This window comes from Candidatus Binatus sp. (assembly GCF_030646925.1).
GTDB lineage: Bacteria > Desulfobacterota > Binatia > Binatales > Binataceae > Binatus.
This window is the reverse complement of the sequence record NZ_JAUSKL010000112.1, coordinates 1-18712: the sequence shown is the minus strand read 5'-3', so window position 1 is coordinate 18712 and position 18712 is coordinate 1. Positions and strand designations below refer to the sequence as shown.

The following is an 18712-nucleotide window of genomic DNA, read 5'->3' as shown; positions in this document are numbered from 1 at the left end:
AGAGCGATGGCATCGGCATCGACCGGGGGGGAAATCGCTCGTCAATCGCCGCCGTTTTGGCGGATGGTGCGCCGCGCGAAACCTTTCGAGCGCCGTTTCTTGGTTTTGGTCTCTTCGATCTGCCGCGTCGCCGCAAATTCGATCAGCGCCTGCTGAGCGCCAATCGCCGCATCGGAAGCGGCCGTCCTGAGGTAGGCGCCGTCGGGCTGCATCTCCCACTGGCATCGATTCGGCCGCAGTTGAATATCGATCACGGCGCGCAATTCCTTGCGCAGTTGCGCATCCTCGACTGGCGCGACGACCTCGACCCGGCTTTCGAGATTGCGCTTCATGCAATCGGCCGAGCCGATGAAATATTCCTCGTTGCCGCCGTTGCGAAAATAGTAAATCCGGCCGTGCTCGAGGAAGCGGCCGACGATACTGACGACGCGCACGTTGTCCGAGAGCCCAGGTAGTCCGGGACGCAGGCGGCAGGTGTCGCGAACGATTAGATCAACCTTCACTCCGGCTTGCGACGCACGATAGAGCGCGCGGGTGACGTCCACGTCTTCGAGCGCGTTCATTTTGAACTGAATCAAGCCGGGCGAAGCCGGCGAATGAAGCTTGATCTCGCGATCGATTCGCGTGAGCAGCGCGCGTTTCAGCAGGACCGGCGCGGGCAGGATTTTCCGATACGGGCGATCGGGCATATAGCCCGTCGTCAGATAGTTGAAGAACTCGGTCAGGTCCTCGCCGATCGTGTTATCGCACGTCAGCAGTCCATAGTCGGCGTACAAGCGCGCGGTGCCGGGATGATAGTTGCCGGTGCCGATATGGGCATAGCGGCGGAGTCCGTTGTAGTCCTGGCGGATCACGAGAATGACCTTGGAGTGGGTCTTCAGCCCCATCACGCCGTAGGTCACGTGGATGCCGTACGACTCGAGGCGCTCGGCGAAGTAGATATTCGCGGCTTCATCGAAGCGCGCCTTGAGTTCGACAACCACGGCGACCTGTTTGCCGTTGCGCGCGGCTTCGCAGAGCAGGCTGATGATCTTCGAGTCGCTCGAGGTGCGGTAGAGCGTCATCTTGATCGCGCGGACTTTCGGATCCTCGGCGGCTTCCCGCAAAAAGCGCTCGACCGAAGTCGAGAAAAACTCGTAAGGATGCAGCAACAGCACGGAGCCGGCGTCGCGGATCACGTGAAAGATGCTGCGGCCGACGGTGAGGCGCGGATGATCCACCGGATGATGCGGCGGATCGTGCAGCGCCGGCGCGTCGATCGAGGCAAGCTCCATCAGGTCGCGCAGCGAGAGCATCCCATCGACTTCGAACACGTCCGAACGTTCGTCGAGTCCGAGCTCGGCGGCGAGCATCCCGCGATGCGTCGCGTTCATGCCGGCGATCGTTTCGAGGCGCACGATCGGTGCGAAACGGCGATCGCGCAGTTCCGATTCGATCAGCGCCAGCAGGTCGTCCGCTTCGTCTTCGTCGCGCTCGGTGTTGGCGTTGCGCGTGACGCGGAACAACTCGTAGGAGTCGATCAGCATCGAGGGGAATAGCAGATCGAGATTGTTGGCGATCACGTCCTCGAGCTTGATGAAATCGTTCTGGTTGCCGATCCTGAGAAAGCGCGGGATGCCGAAACCGAGCGGCACCTTTACGCGCGCCATCAGCGGGTCCGAATCGTTCTGATAACGCGCCGTCACCAGCAGGTTCAGCGAAAGGTTCGACACGAACGGGAACGGATGCGCCGGGTCCATCGCCTGCGGCGTCACCAGCGGGAAAATGTTCTTGTAGTAGTACTCGCGAATGGTCTTGCGTTCGTCGGCGGAAAGGTTGTCGTAGCGGCGCAGCCGGATCCCGAAAGTCTCGAGCTGCCCGAGAATCTGCGGCATCAGCTCGCGCTGGCGCCGCTCCATCTCGCGCACGACCGCGTAACATTCCGCGATTTGCTGCTGCGGCGTACGCCCGTCCACGGTCAGTTCGTGCATCCCGGCAACGACCTGCTGCTTCAGGCCGCCGATGCGCTTCATGAAGAATTCGTCGAGGTTCGAGGCGGTGATGGCGAGGAACTTGAGGCGCTCGAGGAGCGGATTGCGCTCGTCGCCGGCCTCCTGGAGGACGCGGCCGTTGAACCCGAGCCACGTCAATTCGCGATTGAGAAAAAGCTCCGGCGCGGTGAGGTCCTTGTCGATTCTGAGCGGCTGCGGCTTGGCGTCTTCGATAGCGCCATTGGCCACCGGAGCTTCTGCAGGCGCCACGGTCACAGCCACTGAGGGGCCAGCCGCGATCGCGTCGTTCGACGCCGCCGAGATAGCCGCATCGGCCGGAGCTATTGCAGGATTTTCTGCTGCGGTGTCGGCCTGATTACTCATATCGATAGTCGATTCCACATCCAGCCCCACTCCCCGGCCCATTCTAACTGCTCCGCGGAGCCGCTGCCTATAACTGAATACACGCTGAATGGACGAATTAACATCTCTTAACATGCCAAAGTTACAGCCGCGCAGTTTGTTAAAGCGTCGCTGATTGTGTAAAGAAGAGGCATGCCACGCGGGAATCTGCCCATGATTGGCGCGATCTTCGGGTTCGGTTCCCGCGTCAGCGATGAAACCAGCCGCTAAATCGCAAAGCACCGATCGCCTCGAGCGAAAATCACGCACCGCCTTATCGACCATTGTCGGGCCTCGCCGGCGGCGACGTCGGCGCCGTCCCGAGGATGCGCAGTCTGAAATTCTTGCGGCAGCCGAGGCTTTCCTGCGCGAGCATCCGTTCCATGCGATGACCGTCGATGACTTGATGGCGCGGACCGGGCTCTCGCGGCCCTCCTTCTATGAATACTTCAGCGACCGCCACGATCTCGTGATCAAGCTGGTCGAAAAGCTGCAAACCCGGGTCTTTCCGGTCACCGAAGAATGGCTCAACGGTCAAGGCGATCCGCGCACCGAACTCCGGAAAGGATGGGCTGGCTACATCGGCATCTACCAGGAGCACGGGCATCTGATTCGCGCGCTCTCGGCGGCGGCCGCACAAGATCGGCAAGTCGCCGAGGTATATGGCGCCTTGCGCGATCGCCTGGTCGCAGCGTCGGCAGAGCGCATCCGCAGTGAGATTCGCCAGGGCCGCACCCGACCGCTCGACCCCGATGAAACCGCTCGCGCGCTGGTGGTGATGGGCGAGCGGTATCTGACGGAGAAGTTCGAGCAATCGGACGAACCCGACGTTCGCGCCGCTATCGAGGCGCTGACAACGATCTGGATGCGCGTCCTGTACGACGGCAGCGATTAGCCAGTTCGCGCGTTTCGGCATTACTCAGTTAGTAGGCAATTATGTATGACTATTTGTATGAAGCCGCGAAGCGGCTAATCGGGTTCGATACCGTCAGCAGCAACAGCGCGGTGCCGGCAATGGAATACCTGGCGAAGGAACTGGCGTCGCGCGGCTTCAAAACAGCGCTACAACCGGTGGAGTTGCTGGGCGTTTCGCAGGCGAACCTGGTGGCATGGGCGGGACCGCCGCGCAGCGACGGGCTGATCGTCTCCGCGCACGTCGATACGGTGCCGTACGCCGGGCAGCCGGGATGGGAGCGCGAGCCGCTGAAATTCGAGGCCGCGGGCGATCGAATCTATGGCCGCGGCGCCAGCGACATGAAGGGTTTCATCGCGAATTGCCTCGACGCGGTGCGCACGCTGGATACGTCGAAGCTCAAGCGCCCGTTGGTGTTCGTGTTCACGGCGAGCGAGGAAGTCGGATGCCTCGGCGCGCATGAAGTCGCGCCAGCGCTCAGGCAGATACTCGGCGAATGCCCGGTTCCCAAGTTGGCCTGGATCGGCGAGCCGTCGTCGTACGAAGTCTATCGCGCGCACAAGAGTATCGTGTCGTTCGGCGTGACGGTGCGCGGCATCGGCGGGCATAGCGGCGCGCCGGCCAGGGGCGTCAACGCGATCGCCGTGATGGGCCGCGTGATCGAGGCTATCGGCCGTCTGCAGGAAGCGCGGCGGATTTCGCCGGATCCGGAGTTTCAAAGTATATTTCCGGACGCGCCGACTGATGTAGTCAATTTCGGCACCGTGAAGGGCGGACTGGCGTTGAATATGATCGCCGAGGAATGTGCGCTGCGGGTCAGCTATCGCACTTTGCCTAATGCCGACCCACTGCAATTGTATCGCGAAGTCGAGCAGCGCATCGCGGAACTGGATACGACTGACTATGCCTCGCACGAGCATCGCGCGACAGTCGAACTTGGCCGCACGATGGTGGTGCCGCCGCTCAACTCACCGCCGGGCACGCCGCTCGAACGCGTGCTGTTCGACCTGACGGGCGCCAAGACCTCTGGCGGCGCACTCTATGGCACCGACGGCGGATGGTTCACCAGTTCAGGCATCGTTTCGCTGATCTGCGGGCCGGGCGATCTCGACCAGGCGCATCAGCCGAATGAATATATCCGTCGCGAACCGTTCGAGCGCGGCACCGCGATGGTGCATAAGGTGATCGAGCGGATGTGCAATAGCGAGTAGAAATCCGCATCCAGCTCGCCCGTGCTTTTCACTGGCGAGTAAAATAACGGGCGAAGGACCGGAGTGCGGAGCGCGATCTCCGCCCCCCACCGACCCCGCTCCGTACTCATGAGCGACGGCTGCGCAGCCGTCGGCTCAGGATGAAGTAACGACTTCGGTCAGGGCTTCGGCCAGAAATGACACGGAGACGTTCTGCCTGCACACAGCGGGGAGGCGGGCGGGTTTTAACTTATTCTGCGGTATGCCTATAAGAGGAATCTCGACGTATCGATACGGCACACGATTTCTCACAAGCGAGCGGGAGGTTCTTTCATCATGGCGACCGACTACAGCGACTATGAATTCCTGAAAGTGGACGTGGCCGAGCGGGTTGCGACGATCACGATCAACCGTCCCGACCGGCTGAACGCGGTTCACAACGAACTGCATCACGAACTCGAACAGATTTGGCTCGACGTGCGGAGCGATCAGGACGTCAACGCGATCATCCTGACCGGCGCGGGGCGCGCGTTTTGCGCCGGCGGCGACGTCAAGGGGATGGCGGGCGGCACGCTCGCGGGCGGCACCGGCAAGGCGGGCAAGGGCCGCGGGCGCGGACCGATCGCCGCGTCGAACGGACGCCGCGTGGTGGAAAACATGCTCGACGTCGAGCAGCCGATTATCGGCGCGATCAACGGCGACGCGATCGGACTCGGCGCGACGCTGGCGCTTTTGTGCGACATCACGGTGGTGTCGGAGAAGGCGCGCTTCGCCGACACGCACGTCAAGGTCGGAATCGTGGCGGGCGACGGCGGTGCGGTGATCTGGCCGCTGCTGATCGGACCGAATCGCGCGAAGGAATTCCTGATGCGCGGGAATTTCATTAATGGCGCCGAGGCGGGCCGGATCGGGATGGTGAACTATGCGGTCGAGCCGGAGCAGGTGATGCCCAAGGCGCGGGAACTCGCGCAGGAACTGGCCGACGGGCCGACCTTGGCGATCCGGTGGAGCAAGCTCGCGGTGAACAAGTGGCTGAAGCAGCAGGCGAATCTGATCCTCGACGCGTCGCTGGCGTACGAGATGATGACGTTTAATACCAAGCATCATCAGGAAGCGGTGAAGGCGTTCGTCGAGAAGCGCAAGCCTAACTTCGTCGATGCGAAGTAGGTCGGCGTAGCGGAGGGACTCGCTCGCGATTCAGAAATCGCTGCGCGATGAAAATGAGGCGCGAGACTTTCAGAACTCGGGCGGCATCCAAGGCTCCCAGACTGGGCCGAAAGCAAAGTTCAGGACAGTGGAAATGCGGTGGTTCGGGAAAATCACATCGGCTAATCGAATCACTTGGTGACGGCGACCAGCGCGTAGGGATCCTCATAGACCGGGCGGTTGGTGACATGCTTGACGAAGTAGCCAATCTCCGGACTGTACCAGTAAGTCTCATACGGGTTGGCGCGCCCGATTTCGCGATCGCTGCTACGCACCCGGATTTCGAACGCATCGAGCGTTCCGTATGGCAGCTTGACCGGTCCGTAGGAAACCACTTCGGCCGCAGTTTCGGCCATCGTGTGCGACGAGTTGCTGATGCCCTTGTAGGCGGTCGTCCACTTCTTGCCGACGAAGAGCGGAAATTCGACGTAGCCCACCGGCGGATCCATACGCATCGTCATTTGCGCGGTGCGGAATTGCGCGACCTTCAGGTCCGGCGTGTAGAGATAGTCGTACGGCAGTTTTTCCTTGGTGTCGTAGTGAAAAACCATCAGGCCGTCGTCCTCGCCCTCATAGGTGCAATCGAAGTCGCTTTTGCGCGAGCGAAAGGTCAGCTTGAACCCCTTCTTGAAGGTCGGCGGCTTGTCGATCGTCGGGCCGGATGAGGCGTCGGCTTTGATCGATGGTTCACTCGCTTGAGCTTGAGCATCTTCAGCAGGGACAGTAGTGGCGGCTGGCGTATCCGATTTGTTTGGCGCCGCAGCGCATCCGGCAAATACCAGCGCTAACAGAATCGCGGTTACGATCTTCATTCGGGCAATCAACTCCAATCTTTCGAGACGGGGTGCGGTCGGACGTGTATCACGCTCCTGAACGATCGTTCAAACCAGCGGAGAAATCCAGACCGCGCGGCGAGGTCGGATCATTTCGTGTAGCTGATCAGCTCGAACGGATCCTCGTACACGGGCCGGTTGGTCGCGTGCTTGACGTAGTAGCCGATCTCGGGGCTGTACCAGAATGTCTCGTAGGGATTGGCGCGCCCGATCTCGCGATCGGTGTTGCGGACCCGGATTTCGAACGCATCGACCGTCCCGTATGGAACCTTCACCGGCCCGAAGCCCACTACTTCAACCGCGGTCTCGCCCATGCTATGCGACGAGTTGCTGGTGCCCTTGTATGCGACCATCCATTTCTTGCCGACGAAGAGCGGAAAGTCCACGAAGCCAATCGGCGGGTCGAATCGCATCTGCATCTGCGCATTGTGGATCTGTGCGATTTTCATGTCGGGCGTGTAGAGATAGTCATACGGCAATTTTTCTTTCGTAGCGAAATGAAAAACCAGCAGGCCGTCCTCCTCGCCCTCAAAGGTGCAATCGAAGTCGCTGGTGCGTGAGCGAAACGTGAGCTTGTAGCCTTTCTTGAAGGTCGGCGGCTTTTCGATGGTCGGGCCGGAGGACGCGGCGCCGGCTTTGACCGGCGGTTCACTCTGCTCGGCTCGAGCGGTTTCGGCAGGATTGGCGCTGGCGGCAGGCGCATTCGGTTGGCTCGGGGCCGCGGCGCATCCGGCAAATATCAGCGCCATCAGGATCGTGGTCGCGGTCTTCATGCGAGTGGACTCCGATTTTCGAAAGGAAGTAGCTGGCGCTCATTATCACGCAATTGAACAGTCGTTCAAAGCAGTGGAGCGGGTGCGGCGATTGCGAGTCGCGCCGGTTCGACTTTTCAGAGTCACCTGTGGCAGATCTTTTTCAGGATCTGAATCCATGCAGACTAAGTCGGCGTGCGCAAAAATACGTTCGCAGCGGGAGCGGTCGCAACGAGGCTAAAATGGCTGAATCGAAAGTTCGACGAATGTGGACACTGCCCGGCGCGGAATTGACGGCGCCGCTCGCGTTGCTGGTGCAGGGCGGCGATCCCAACACTTTGCTGACGCTGCCGTGCCCGTCGTTCCTGATCGAGCATCCCAAGGGTCTGGTGCTGTTCGACACCGGATGCAATCCGAAGATCATCGATGATGCGGTTGGCTATTGGGGCGAAACCGCGCGGCATCTGCCGCTCAAGTGGAGCAAGTCGGACACGCTCGACAAGCAGATCGAGGGCGTCGGCTACAAGACCGAGGACGTCAAGTACGTAATCCTGTCGCATGCGCATCTCGATCACGCGGGCGGGCTGACTTACTTTCCGAAGGCGAAGTTCATCGTTGGATCGAACGAACTGCGCTACGCGTACTGGCCCGATCCGGCGCGGCGATGGGCATTCATCCTCGACGACTATATTCCGACGCGCGGCTACGATTGGCTCGAACTCGGCGCGGATTTCGATCTGTTCGGCGACGGCAGCCTCAAGTTTCTGCTGACGCCGGGGCATACGCCGGGCGAATGCTCCCTGCTGGTCAATCTGCCGAATCGAAAAATATTGCTGACCGGCGACACGGTGCACGTGCGCTCGGCGGTCGTGACGGAAGCGACGATGCCGCTCGATACCAACCCGAATCAATCGGTGGAATCGATCCAGCGCATCAAGGCGATCCGCGACATGCACGATGCGACGATGTGGATCACGCATGATCCGGAAGACTGGGCGGAACTTCCGCACAAGATCGAGTAGCGATCCAAGATGCCGATTTACGAATATCGATGTGACCGCGAGGGCCGCGTCTTCGAGGTGTTGGCGGCGGCGAATACGGCGAATCGGCGGCGGCGATGCTCCAGTTGCGGCGGCATATCGCGGCGGGTGATTTCGACGTTCGCGATTCATAGCGGCGCGCCGATCATGACGGCGTCGGAGCGGGCGGCCGCAGCGGCGGTGGACGTCACCAGGCTCGAAGTTCCGCCGTTTGCGAGGCCGTGCGCGATGGACGATTTCTCGGCGTCGCGATTCGCGGCGCATAAGATGGGGCGCGGCGTGGAATTCGACGACAAGAGCGCGGCGCGTGAGCATCAGCGGGCATCGCGCGGCGAGGGGACGCCGGAGAAGACGAAGAAGAAGAGTTCGAAACCCCCACCCGTTTCGAGCTTCCGGGGCGACTAAAAGATGCGCGCTACGCGCTGTTAGTAGTAGGAAAGCGGAAAAGAAAAGCCGGACAGGTCGCATCAAGAGCGAAGAATTGAAAAGTCAAAGTAATAGATTAAGCAGGCATCCAGCATGATTGGACTCAAGGAACAGACGGTGCGCGGGGCGAAGACTTTTGCCGAGCTTCGCGCGATGCATCGGTGGAATATCCCGGCGGATTACAACGTCGCGATCGATTGCCTCGATCGCCATGTCGAGCTGCGCGACAAGGTGGCGCTGCTGTACGAGGACGACGACGGGCACACCGCGCGCTACACGTTCGCGCAGATGATCGAGGCGACGAACCGGTTCGCGAATGCGCTGCGCGGGCTCGGAATCGGGCGCGGCGACGTGGTCGCGGTGCATACGCCGCAGCGGCCCGAGACGGCGATCGCGCATATCGCGTGCTATCGGCTGGGAGCGATCGCGCTGCCGATATCGAAACTGTTCGGCCCCGACGCGATCGAGTATCGGCTGTCGAACAGCGCGGCCAAAGCGATCCTGATGGAGCCGGAGACGGTCCAGAAGATCGACGCGATCGATCGTAAGACGCTCCCGAATTTCAAGCACGTGATCGTCACCGACGGTGGCAAAGGCGGCTTAAGCTTCGACGAGCTGCTGAGCAAAGGCGCGCCGAGTTTCACGACGGAGAAATCGAGCGCCGAGGATCCCGTGCTGCTGATGTACACCAGCGGCACGACCGGCAATCCGAAAGGAGTGCTGCACGTCGCGCGCTACGTGCTGGGGCACAACGGGATCGATTACTCGTACAATTATTTGCGCGACGGCGATCTTTACTACAGTCCGGCGGATTGGGCGTGGGCGGGCGGCTTGCTCGACGGCTTGCTGGCGATCTGGCCGTACGGGATTCCGGTGTTGGCGTATCGCAGCAAGGCGCGGTTCGATCCCGACGTCACGTTCAAGCTGCTCGAGAAATACGGCGCGTCGGTCGGCCTCTATCCACCGACGGCGCTTAAAGTTCTGCGCGAGGTGAAGCGGCCGCGCGACAAATACAAGCTGAAGCTCCGATGTATCGTCAGCGGCGCGGAACCCGTCAGTCCGCAACTCGCGCGATGGGTCGATGAAGAGCTGCGGGTCGAATTCAACCAGGGCTTCGGGCAGACGGAAGCGAACTACTTTATCGGGACGTGCAGCGCGATCGAGAAGGCGCGGCTCGAGCCGCTCGGCAAGCCGTATCCCGGACACGACGTCGCAATCGTCTCGCCGGAAGGAGTGCCGCTCAAAACCGGGGAGGCTGGTGAGATCGCGATTCGCCGCGATTCGCCGGTCGTGATGCGCGAGTACTGGAAGAATCCCGCCGCGATGAGCGAGAAATTCAAGGGCGAATGGTGCATGACCGGCGACCTCGGGCATATGGACGACGAAGGTTATGTCTATTTCCAAGGGCGCAACGACGACGTGATCAAGAGTTCGGGCTACCGGATCGGGCCGTCGGAAATCGAAGCGAAAATCATGGAGCACAAATCGGTCGCGTCGTGCGCGGTGATCGGTATTCCTGATCCGCAGCGCGGGCAGGCGATCAAGGCATTCGTGAAGTTGCTGCCGGGATTCACCCCGTCGGCCGAGATGATCAAGGAAATCCAGACGCACGTTAAAACGCGGCTCGCCGCGCACGAGGCGCCGCGCGAGATCGAGTTTCTCGACGAGTTCCCGTCCACGGTGACGGGCAAAATCATGCGTCGCGAACTCCGCGCGCGCGAACAATCGAAGGCTAAGAGTTAGGAAGGAGAGGAGTAGGAGGGAGAGATCTGAAACCCACACTGGGTTTCAGACTTCCTGTGGCATTAAGATGCCCGCTACGCGCTGTTAGTACGGCCCAAAAAGAGGAAGCGCCGGTTGGGGTTGGTCTCGGGTGAAGTTCCATCGCGAAGCGACGATGGAGCGCGGACCTGGATTTCTCGATGCGCCCCAAAGGACACGGAGGGATCGACTATTTGCTCTGGCAGGGTGCGTCCATTCCGTCATCTTGAGCGGAGGCTCCCGTCCTGTACCTCGCCCGTTATTCAATCGAAGAGAGCCTGCCCTGAGCGAAGTCGAAGGGAAGCCGAAGTCGCGGAACGCGACGAGGTAGGTGAGCGACAGTCGCTCACCTACCCGCCGCAAGAGCGGCGGGCTTCATCGAGCACTGGAAACAGGGGACGCATCAGATTCAATCGCATTGCCAGGGCGCGTACGGCAGCTTCCTGATTCATAGCCACAAAAATCCGGAGCAATATTTCGGGGTCGCGCGATGGGAAAGCAGAGCGGCGTGGAAGGCCGCGCAGCCGATCATCATGGGACTGGGATTGCCGGGACCGATACCGGAGACGGCGGAGTTTTACGATGAACTGGCCGATATGCCAGGAGAGCATCCGCGCAGGAGCGAACTGCCGTAGCCGAGAATGTAGTAGACTTCCGGACGAGCTTGAAAATGGGAAGTCGATCTGCAGTTCTAAGCCTCTTCAAGTTTCCTACTGTAGTAGTGTACAATCAACTTACGTGGGGACAAGCTGCTATCTTAATAACATGACCCGTGGTAGAGCTTTCTCGGCTTCGGAGGGGGGACGCGATTACACCTCGTGGGCATCGTTGCAACTGGCTTCGCCGATGCGGCGAAACGAGCAGATCACTTCCAGGCGCACGGCCGTGATTGTGGTACTGCGACGGCGACGGAATACGAGCAAATGGCAATTGGATTTCTGAATGCTGCGCTCGTCGTCACGATGGTCGAATGCGTGAGATTGGGCAATGGTGATACGATTCGATACGATCGCGCCACCGACTTTTTTGCAGTTATGCGGCCAGACGGAGTGATTAAAACATTTTACAAGCCTGAGAGAAGCTGGCATGGATTTAGCGGCAACCTGAGGTACTTTCAGGTGGAGTGTGGAAAATGAAAGCGACTTACTTTTGTCCGGTGTGCGGTTATGATGCGCTCGCGGATCCGCCAGCGGATTACAGCATCTGCACCTGCTGCGGGACCGAGTTTGGATATCATGACCTAACTCGAAGTTGGGAAGCTCTGCGCGACCGATGGATCGCAAGTGGCGCGCGATGGTTCAGCGACTACACTCCTCCTCCGCCCGATTGGGATGTGCTGCGCCAGCTCTCGAGGCTGGCTGCGCAGAACGTTTCAGCAGATAAGACAATTGAAGCTGCGGGAGTTAATAGACCCGGTCCACCACCGACCGTGCTCGAGGCCCCCGTGCGCGAGGCAGCGAGCAATGATCTACGCCCCAAAATCCCTGCCTGAAACAAAATGCCAAAACTGCTGATATTTGCGCCGTGCGAAAAAGTTCTGATTGACCAGACAACCAACAGTCTATCTTTGATCGCGGTATTGCAAGAGGTTCACTACAAGCTCCCGCCGGGGAGCGCCGTACCGCCGAACTTTTCCTTGCCGATCGCATGGTCGGCCTTAAGTCTATGGCAAGAGGAGTCGGCTGATGCAGGAGTCATATTCGAGCAGAGGATCACTGTGGAAAATCGTGCGGGTTCAACGCTGCTGGAGAATGTGGCTCAATGGGAATTTACACAACCGAATCACCGAATAGTTGCGAGTGTTCTTGGGCTCCCAGTGTATGACAAGCTGAGTTTGAATCTGTTCTTTCGGGTCGTAGGTTCGCGCGACTGGCATAACGTCGCGAGTTTCCCGATTTCCCTGATAAAAGACGTGCTCTAGCGCGAAAGTTTCGAGAGCCGGATTGTCTGGTCCGCGCCCTTTCTATGCGTCACATTGGCGCGGCGTGGTGAAGTTCGATCGCTAGCGGCGGAGCTTTAAGACCTGGCGGTAGCGGAAGCAATCGACCATGTGATCGTTCACGATGCCGGTCGCCTGCATCAGCGCGTAGCAGATAGTCGAGCCGACGAACTTGAAGCCGCGCGCGATCAGCGCCTTGCTGAGCGCGTCCGATTCTGAGGTGCGCGCCGGTACCTGCCCGATCTCGCGCCACGAATTGATTCGCGGCCGCCCGCCCGCGAGCTGCCAGATGTACGCGTCGAAACTGCCGAACTCCTTTTGTAACGCGAGGAAGGCCTTCGCATTGGTAATTGCCGACGCGACCTTGAGCCGGTTGCGGATGATTCCCTGGTCGGCGAGGAGTCGCGCGATGTCGCGATCGCCGAACCTGGCTACCTTCGCCGGATCGAATCCCCGGAATGCGATGCGATAAGTTTCGCGCTTGCGAAGAATCGTGTCCCAGCTAAGGCCGGCTTGCGCGCCGTCAAGCACCAGCGCCTCGAACCACATCCGATCGTCGTGCAGGGGCACGCCCCATTCTTCGTCGTGATAACGAATCGCGAGGTCGTTGCGCGCCCATCCGCATCGCACCGCCGCATCTGCCGCCTTCGCCGCACCCATCGCGAGTTCTTCAGGCGTTCGCCGATTCGCTGCCTTTCATCTGCGCGACAGTTGCCTGCGACGCGTCCGCGCAGCGCTCTTTCAATTCGGCGAACGCTTCATCGACAAATTCCTTCATCAGCGCGACGTCGGGCATCACGCGCGGCTCGCCCATCATGCCGAAATACAAATTGCGGAAGTAACTGACGATCGCGACGCCGTAGCCCATCGTCGCGCCGAGCGGTATCAGCGGAATCATGTCGAGGCAGAGGTGGCCGTTCAAGTACTGCTGGACCTGCACGCCGGGCACGTTGGTCGCGATAAAATTGATTCCGATCGGCGGCAGGTTGAAGCCATTGGGATTCGGCGTCCAGCGCGACCACTTCGCGAACGCGCCCGCGGCATCCATCGCCAGCATCGCAGCGCGCGAGGCCGGCCCGATCAGTCCCGGCGGAATTGCATCGCCGAGCGTCATCACCGTTTCGAGCGCCTGCGCGAGACCGGCGGACTTGATGCGCTCGGTTTCCTCGTGAATCAATTTGAGGCGTTCGACGACGTCCATCGGCGCGGCGGGCGCGGTGGGAAACATCATCGAGACGCGATTGCCGAGCGCTCCGCGTTCCTCCCTATGGCGCACGTTCACCGGGCATCCGATGCAAAGCTGCTGTCCCTCGACCGCGTAGCCGTGATGCGCGAGGTAGCGCGCCGCGCCTTCGGTGAGCATCGTGAGCACCACGTCGTTGACCGAGCCGCCGAAGGCGGATCGGATCGCGCGGAAATCGGCGAACGATTGCTTCGACCACGCGACGGCGCGTTCCTGGGTGACGGGCGTCGAGTTCCACGGCGTCGCGACGATTCGGCGCGTCATCAATTCGGTCATCAAGCGCATCGCTTCGCCGAGCATCCGCGCGCGTTCCGCGACTGCCGCCGGCTCCTCGATTGCCTGCACTGCGGCGGTGATCGTTGAATTGACGGTGGTCGAAATCTGATCGCGGACCGCTTCGGCAAAACGGCGAATACTGCTCGACGGCGCGGCGGCGACCCACGGCTGCGAGGGTTGCGGGATGTCCTCGGGCTCGGCGCGGAAATCGTACATCACTTTCAGCAGCTCGACGCCAGAGACTCCGTCCACCAGGCAGTGATGAACCTTCCACAAAATCGCGGTGCGATTGCCGGGCATGTTCTCGTAGCTGTGGATTTCCCAGAGCGGCCGCGCGCGATCGAGCGGCTTCTGGAACACCTCCATCATTTCCGCGAACGCTTCGGCCTCTGTGAGGCCGTCGTCCAGCTCATGGCGGATGGCATGGCGCTCGACCGAAAATTCGGGGTCGTCCTCCATCATCGGGTGCGCGACGTTGAATGGGACCTCGGCCAGGCGCTGCCGGTAGCGCGGGATCAGGTGGATTCGCTCCTCGATATGGCCGAGCAAGCCGTGGAAATCGATGCGGCCCTGGAACATGGAGACTGAACCGATGTGCAAGGGTCCGTTGTTCGACTCGCCGTAGATGAAGGTCGAGTCCTGGGTCGAGAGGCGATAGCTCGAAGCGGCTTTGTTTTTTCCGGCCATGATCAGCTCACCTTTCGAGACGCATCAGATTGATTCAACTACCGATGCGTCGCGCGCAAAACGCGGCCTCGCGCCCTGCTCGGCGATGAAGAAAATCGGGACCAACGGGCGCTTGCGCAATAGAAGACATTGACGCGGTTCGCGCTGGTAGTGCAAGCAGACATGGATCATTGAAAGGTTTGGGATGAGGCTCGCGAGGAATCCTCGTGGCGCTTGCCGGATCGGCGCGGCTGCGCAAGGATAGCGGTCGCCTGCGGGGGGCAGAATCGAGGGAGGAAATCCGATGGCCGAGCAAATCAAGACCAATCGCCCGTATCCGCAGGAGGTGAAACTGCGCGGCAATAAAACCGCCCGGCTGCGCCTGATGGAAGCGAACGACCTGGACAAGATGCTCGCCTTCGCCGCCAGCCTGCCCGCCGACGACCTGCTGTTTCTGCGCACCGACATCACCGATCGCAGCGTGGTGAAGCAATGGGTCGATAACATCAAGCACGGCCACACGATCACGCTGCTAGCGGAAATCGACGGCGAGATCGCGGCGTACGCGAGCGTGCACCTGGACCAGGCGCGATGGACGCGGCGGGTCGGCGAGATTCGCATCAACGCGTCGCCGCGATATCGCGGGCTGGGGCTTGGGCACCGGCTCGCGGCTGAGGTTTTCGATCTGGCGCGCTCGCTGGGGCTCAAGAAGATCACCGCGCAGATGACCACCGATCAGACCGCGGCGCGCGCGGCCTTCGAGCGGCTCGGCTTCCAGGTCGAGGCGATGCTGACGGATTGGGTCGAGGATCGAAGTGGGCGCTCGCGCGATCTGCTGATTATGACGTTCGACGTGGCGGGCTTTCACGATCACGTCGCGGCGTAGGACTTCGCGGCGATGCGCTTGCCCTCGAGGCCAGTGTCGATTGCGTTGAGTTTGCGCGCGTTCGCGTCGGAACTGAGCGGCGCGTTCAAGTGAATTGCGGGAACGATCGCGCACGCGGAATTGTGGGCGCGCGAGCGCGCGGAGATCCGGCGCGACGAATCGATCATGTACGTGCGGGGCAGCATCCTCTATGACGACGGATTTGGCTCGCGCCAATATTCGTCGTTCTGCCGCGTCCATAGCTCGACAGCATTTGATGGAAAGGGCGGTTTCGTCGATCCGGAAAAGCCCGGCTACAACTACGGCAGCTAGGGGTCGCGTCGGCGCGGGCGCTCTGACAGTCGCCGCACGGGTTCGACTCTCTCTCCAAAAAAATATCAGGCCGATGACGTGCTCATCGCAACATTAGCAAATGGCGGTTAGGAGTGTCAGATTGAGTCAGTCTTGCTTGATCCCGTCTAATTCTGCTCTAAAAACTCTTCATGCCCAGATCAATGGTTTTCAAAGTTAGATGCGCAAGCGCATTGCGGGTCTCCAACGTGACAGGACGCGACTAGCGTACCAGTTGACTGCTCGACGGAATTGACTTATATGTCAATTCGGGCCGAAATCCAAGGGCTGTGCGAGTCGGAGCCAGCCAGACTTTTCAAGCTACAGCCGATCTTTCGAGTTAGGCAGAAGCGCGAAATTTATGTTTCCGAAGATGTGAATTCGAAGATTTTGGGCCCTTGGTCCGATGACGAAGATGAGTACAGATGTGGTCGTGCCCATGCCGATTTGTTGGCGTTCATCTGGAGAGACCCAATTGTCGTAGCTAGGGACCCTCGGCGAGGTGGGTCTTCGTACATGAGCCAGTTGCAACCGCCGCGCGACGAAGTATGGGACATACGATGCGTCGATCCGAAGCCCGGCATTCAAGTTCTCGGGCGCTTTGCCGAAAAGGACGTATTTGTCGCGCTTACGTGGGAGATTCGGCTTCAACTAAAACAATTCGGTTCGAGAGAATGGCAAGATGCAATTCTTCGCTGCGCAATCGAGTGGCGACGCCTCTTTCCGACGTATCAACCTTTGATGGGGAACTACTTTGCCGACTATATCTCCGACGCAGTTTTTGACCGAAATCCGTGATCTAGATTCGGAATCCATTCCGCTCAGTCGGATTGCGTTTTTCCGAGAACAACTTAAGCACCAATTGCATCAACTCGTGCTGAGAAAATTCATCTTGCTGCAAGATACAAAAGGATTCACCAAACGTGATCTAGCGCGGCGCATACGACGCAAACCTGAACAGGTTACCCGATGGCTCGGTGCGCCCGGCAACCTAACCCTCGATACAGTGAGCGACCTGTTACTTGGGATGGCAGCGGTATTAAAGTTAGACGGGACAGTGGTGGATGTCGACGATTTGATTAGGGAACCAGAACTTAGATCGGAGATACTACCAAGCCATCGAGGAGAAGCGGGTATGAGCGGCCGCCGCTCGCCGCAGCCTGCGGTGAATATGCCACCGTTTCTCCAACCAGCACAATCATCAGAGGATCGGAAGTTCCCGATTGTCACCCCATGAAGGTTCTTTCGGTAATGCGAGCAGAGAGCGTGCGAGCCCTTCGTATGATCGGCGGAGATCTAGGCTATTTACCAGACGCAAGCGCTGCATTGGCTGCCCAATATGGATTCCAGGGGCTGCCGACTAGCGCGGAACTGTCAGGGATTGAGCCAAACAAGGGAATGACTTTTAGGCTGGGTAAATTAGCGTTGAGCGGAGAAATATTCACTATCGACTACTTTCAAGTGTTTCGCTCAGGTCTAAGCGTTGCAACACACACCAATACAAAAGACTCGGATCTTATTCTGGACCACATTCTGGGTTGGGCTCGTAAGCAATTCAAACTTGAGCTCGAACCAATAAGGCCGGGAACTGCGCACTCAAGTCAGCTTGAAATACGTCTTGAAAAATCCTTACGCGATCTGTTTCCGTTTCTCTCTTCCGTCGGGGCTGCAATGAGTGACAACCTGGACGAATGGTGGGAAATCAGGCCACCGTATGAGCTAATAAACGTTAATTTCTGGATCGATAAAACCAAGTATTCGAACTTTGCTCCACAAATATTTCGATTGGATCGTCGTGAGAACGTCCAATTTGAGCAAAACGTCTACTACGCAGAAGCATCGCTGAGCACTGACAAACACATCGAGGTTCTCACGTTGTTCGAGAACGCCTGTCTTGACGCGCTGAAATGAAAAGGAATCCGGCGCCGTGGGCGGCAAGAGGATGAGGGGTCAGGGTTTGGGAGGAGAGGAGGCTAGGACCAGGCCTTCGTTCAGGGAGCCGGAGCGGAAGCCTTTCAAATCGATCGTGACGAAGCGGAAGCCGATTTTTTTGAACTCGCGATCGACGTAGTCGCGATTGGCGGGCTCGAAAATTCGCGGCATCTCGTGTTGCTCGAGTTCGATGCGCGCGACGTCGCCATGATAGCGCACGCGGGCGACGCGGAATCCCATCGCATGGAGAATTTGCTCGCCTGCACTGACTTGTGCGAGCGCCTCGGGCGTAATCGTGGTGCCGTAGGGGAAGCGCGAGGAGAGGCACGGCGACGCGGGTCGATCCCAGGTCGGCAGGTTCATCGCGCGCGACAGTTCGCGGATTTCGGCCTTGGTCAATTCGGCTTCGACCAGCGGATGGCGCACGCGTTTTTCGGACGCGGCCTGCATCCCAGGGCGATAATCGTTCAGATCGTCGAGGTTGAGGCCGTCCACGATTACGTCAATGCCGAGTTCGGCGGCCTTGGCCTCGCACACGGTGAAGAGGTTGTGCTTGCAGAGGTAGCATCGATTGAGCGGATTCGACGCGTAGCCGGGAATTTCGAGTTCGTTGGATTCGAGCACGAGGTGGCGCGCTCCGATCAATCGGGCCATCGTGAGCGCGGACTCGCGATCTTCGGCGGGCATCGTGGGCGAGGTGGTGGTAAGCGCGAGCACGCGATCGCCGATGGTCTGGTGCGCGACTTTGAGCACGAAGGTGGAATCGACGCCGCCGGAGAATGCGACGATGACGGACCGCATCGGCGCGAAGATTTCGCGCATACGATCGAGTTTGGTTCGCAGGGCGTCGGCTATCATCTTAACAATCTAAACGTCGAAGCTTCGTTGAACCAAGCGAGCCTAGATGCCCTCGGCCTGGAAGAGATCGGTGGTGAGATAGCGCTCGC

18 protein-coding genes and 1 pseudogene are annotated in these 18712 nt (G+C 59.8%); 13 read left to right on the top strand and 6 right to left on the bottom strand.

Annotated features, from left to right (window positions below):
• Positions 1–41 precede the first annotated feature (41 nt).
• Positions 42–2396 (bottom strand): polyphosphate kinase 1, encoded by a 2355-nt coding sequence (gene ppk1, locus Q7S58_RS19560; RefSeq protein WP_304830061.1) that lies wholly within the window; start codon positions 2394–2396, stop codon positions 42–44.
• A 190-nt stretch (positions 2397–2586) separates the two neighbouring features.
• Here ppk1 and Q7S58_RS19555 point away from each other — a divergent pair, with 190 nt between their 5' ends.
• The 3 genes from Q7S58_RS19555 to Q7S58_RS19545 all read left to right on the top strand — a co-directional run bounded on the left by Q7S58_RS19555 (position 2587) and on the right by Q7S58_RS19545 (position 5642).
• On the top strand, positions 2587–3267 hold the full coding sequence (locus Q7S58_RS19555) for a TetR/AcrR family transcriptional regulator (protein WP_304830058.1): 681 nt from the start codon (positions 2587–2589) through the stop codon (positions 3265–3267).
• A 41-nt stretch (positions 3268–3308) separates the two neighbouring features.
• Positions 3309–4496 carry an acetylornithine deacetylase gene (gene argE, locus Q7S58_RS19550; protein ID WP_304830056.1) on the top strand — a complete coding sequence of 396 codons (1188 nt, stop codon included), beginning with the start codon at positions 3309–3311 and terminating at the stop codon, positions 4494–4496.
• 315 nt (positions 4497–4811) lie between these two features.
• Positions 4812–5642: an enoyl-CoA hydratase/isomerase family protein gene (locus Q7S58_RS19545; protein ID WP_304830053.1), complete on the top strand. Its 831-nt coding sequence runs from the start codon at positions 4812–4814 to the stop codon at positions 5640–5642.
• Between the two features lie 170 nt (positions 5643–5812).
• On the opposite strand, the gene Q7S58_RS19540 is transcribed toward Q7S58_RS19545, so the two are convergent.
• Together Q7S58_RS19540 and Q7S58_RS19535 are read right to left on the bottom strand one after the other, a co-directional pair.
• Complete coding sequence (locus Q7S58_RS19540; protein WP_304830052.1) at positions 5813–6493, bottom strand: hypothetical protein; 681 nt, start codon at positions 6491–6493, stop codon at positions 5813–5815.
• 110 nt (positions 6494–6603) lie between these two features.
• Positions 6604–7287 carry a hypothetical protein gene (locus Q7S58_RS19535; protein WP_304830049.1) on the bottom strand — a complete coding sequence of 228 codons (684 nt, stop codon included), beginning with the start codon at positions 7285–7287 and terminating at the stop codon, positions 6604–6606.
• Between the two features lie 221 nt (positions 7288–7508).
• On the opposite strand from Q7S58_RS19535, the gene Q7S58_RS19530 reads away from it, so the two are divergent.
• From Q7S58_RS19530 to Q7S58_RS19510, 6 genes and pseudogenes are all read left to right on the top strand, one after another.
• Complete coding sequence (locus Q7S58_RS19530) at positions 7509–8288, top strand: N-acyl homoserine lactonase family protein (protein WP_304830046.1); 780 nt, start codon at positions 7509–7511, stop codon at positions 8286–8288.
• A 9-nt stretch (positions 8289–8297) separates the two neighbouring features.
• A complete protein-coding gene (locus Q7S58_RS19525; RefSeq protein WP_304830042.1) occupies positions 8298–8711 on the top strand; it encodes a zinc ribbon domain-containing protein in 414 nt (137 codons plus the stop codon).
• A 114-nt stretch (positions 8712–8825) separates the two neighbouring features.
• Positions 8826–10475, top strand: coding sequence for an acyl-CoA synthetase (locus tag Q7S58_RS19520; RefSeq protein ID WP_304830038.1), 1650 nt, complete (start codon positions 8826–8828; stop codon positions 10473–10475).
• A gap of 386 nt (positions 10476–10861) precedes the next feature.
• A pseudogene (locus Q7S58_RS22340) lies at positions 10862–11002 on the top strand (hypothetical protein); the annotation flags it as partial.
• A 309-nt stretch (positions 11003–11311) separates the two neighbouring features.
• Complete coding sequence (locus tag Q7S58_RS19515) at positions 11312–11629, top strand: hypothetical protein (RefSeq protein WP_304830035.1); 318 nt, start codon at positions 11312–11314, stop codon at positions 11627–11629.
• Between the two features lie 362 nt (positions 11630–11991).
• A complete protein-coding gene (locus Q7S58_RS19510; RefSeq protein WP_304830032.1) occupies positions 11992–12414 on the top strand; it encodes a hypothetical protein in 423 nt (140 codons plus the stop codon).
• An 81-nt stretch (positions 12415–12495) separates the two neighbouring features.
• On the opposite strand, the gene Q7S58_RS19505 is transcribed toward Q7S58_RS19510, so the two are convergent.
• Both Q7S58_RS19505 and Q7S58_RS19500 read right to left on the bottom strand, forming a co-directional pair.
• The gene (locus Q7S58_RS19505) at positions 12496–13092 is read right to left on the bottom strand and encodes a DNA-3-methyladenine glycosylase I (RefSeq protein WP_304830029.1); all 597 of its coding nucleotides are present in this window, start codon (positions 13090–13092) and stop codon (positions 12496–12498) included.
• A 10-nt stretch (positions 13093–13102) separates the two neighbouring features.
• On the bottom strand, positions 13103–14638 hold the full coding sequence (locus tag Q7S58_RS19500; protein ID WP_304830026.1) for a wax ester/triacylglycerol synthase family O-acyltransferase: 1536 nt from the start codon (positions 14636–14638) through the stop codon (positions 13103–13105).
• Between the two features lie 283 nt (positions 14639–14921).
• Here Q7S58_RS19500 and Q7S58_RS19495 point away from each other — a divergent pair, with 283 nt between their 5' ends.
• The 4 genes from Q7S58_RS19495 to Q7S58_RS19480 all read left to right on the top strand — a co-directional run bounded on the left by Q7S58_RS19495 (position 14922) and on the right by Q7S58_RS19480 (position 17744).
• Positions 14922–15503 carry a GNAT family N-acetyltransferase gene (locus Q7S58_RS19495; protein WP_304830023.1) on the top strand — a complete coding sequence of 194 codons (582 nt, stop codon included), beginning with the start codon at positions 14922–14924 and terminating at the stop codon, positions 15501–15503.
• 120 nt (positions 15504–15623) lie between these two features.
• The gene (locus Q7S58_RS19490) at positions 15624–15815 is read left to right on the top strand and encodes a hypothetical protein (protein ID WP_304830020.1); all 192 of its coding nucleotides are present in this window, start codon (positions 15624–15626) and stop codon (positions 15813–15815) included.
• A 534-nt stretch (positions 15816–16349) separates the two neighbouring features.
• Positions 16350–16631: a hypothetical protein gene (locus Q7S58_RS19485; protein WP_304830017.1), complete on the top strand. Its 282-nt coding sequence runs from the start codon at positions 16350–16352 to the stop codon at positions 16629–16631.
• Between the two features lie 483 nt (positions 16632–17114).
• Positions 17115–17744: a hypothetical protein gene (locus Q7S58_RS19480; protein ID WP_304830014.1), complete on the top strand. Its 630-nt coding sequence runs from the start codon at positions 17115–17117 to the stop codon at positions 17742–17744.
• A 39-nt stretch (positions 17745–17783) separates the two neighbouring features.
• Here Q7S58_RS19480 and larE read toward each other — a convergent pair whose 3' ends face one another.
• Complete coding sequence (gene larE / locus Q7S58_RS19475) at positions 17784–18587, bottom strand: ATP-dependent sacrificial sulfur transferase LarE (protein WP_304830011.1); 804 nt, start codon at positions 18585–18587, stop codon at positions 17784–17786.
• Positions 18588–18712 lie beyond the last annotated feature (125 nt).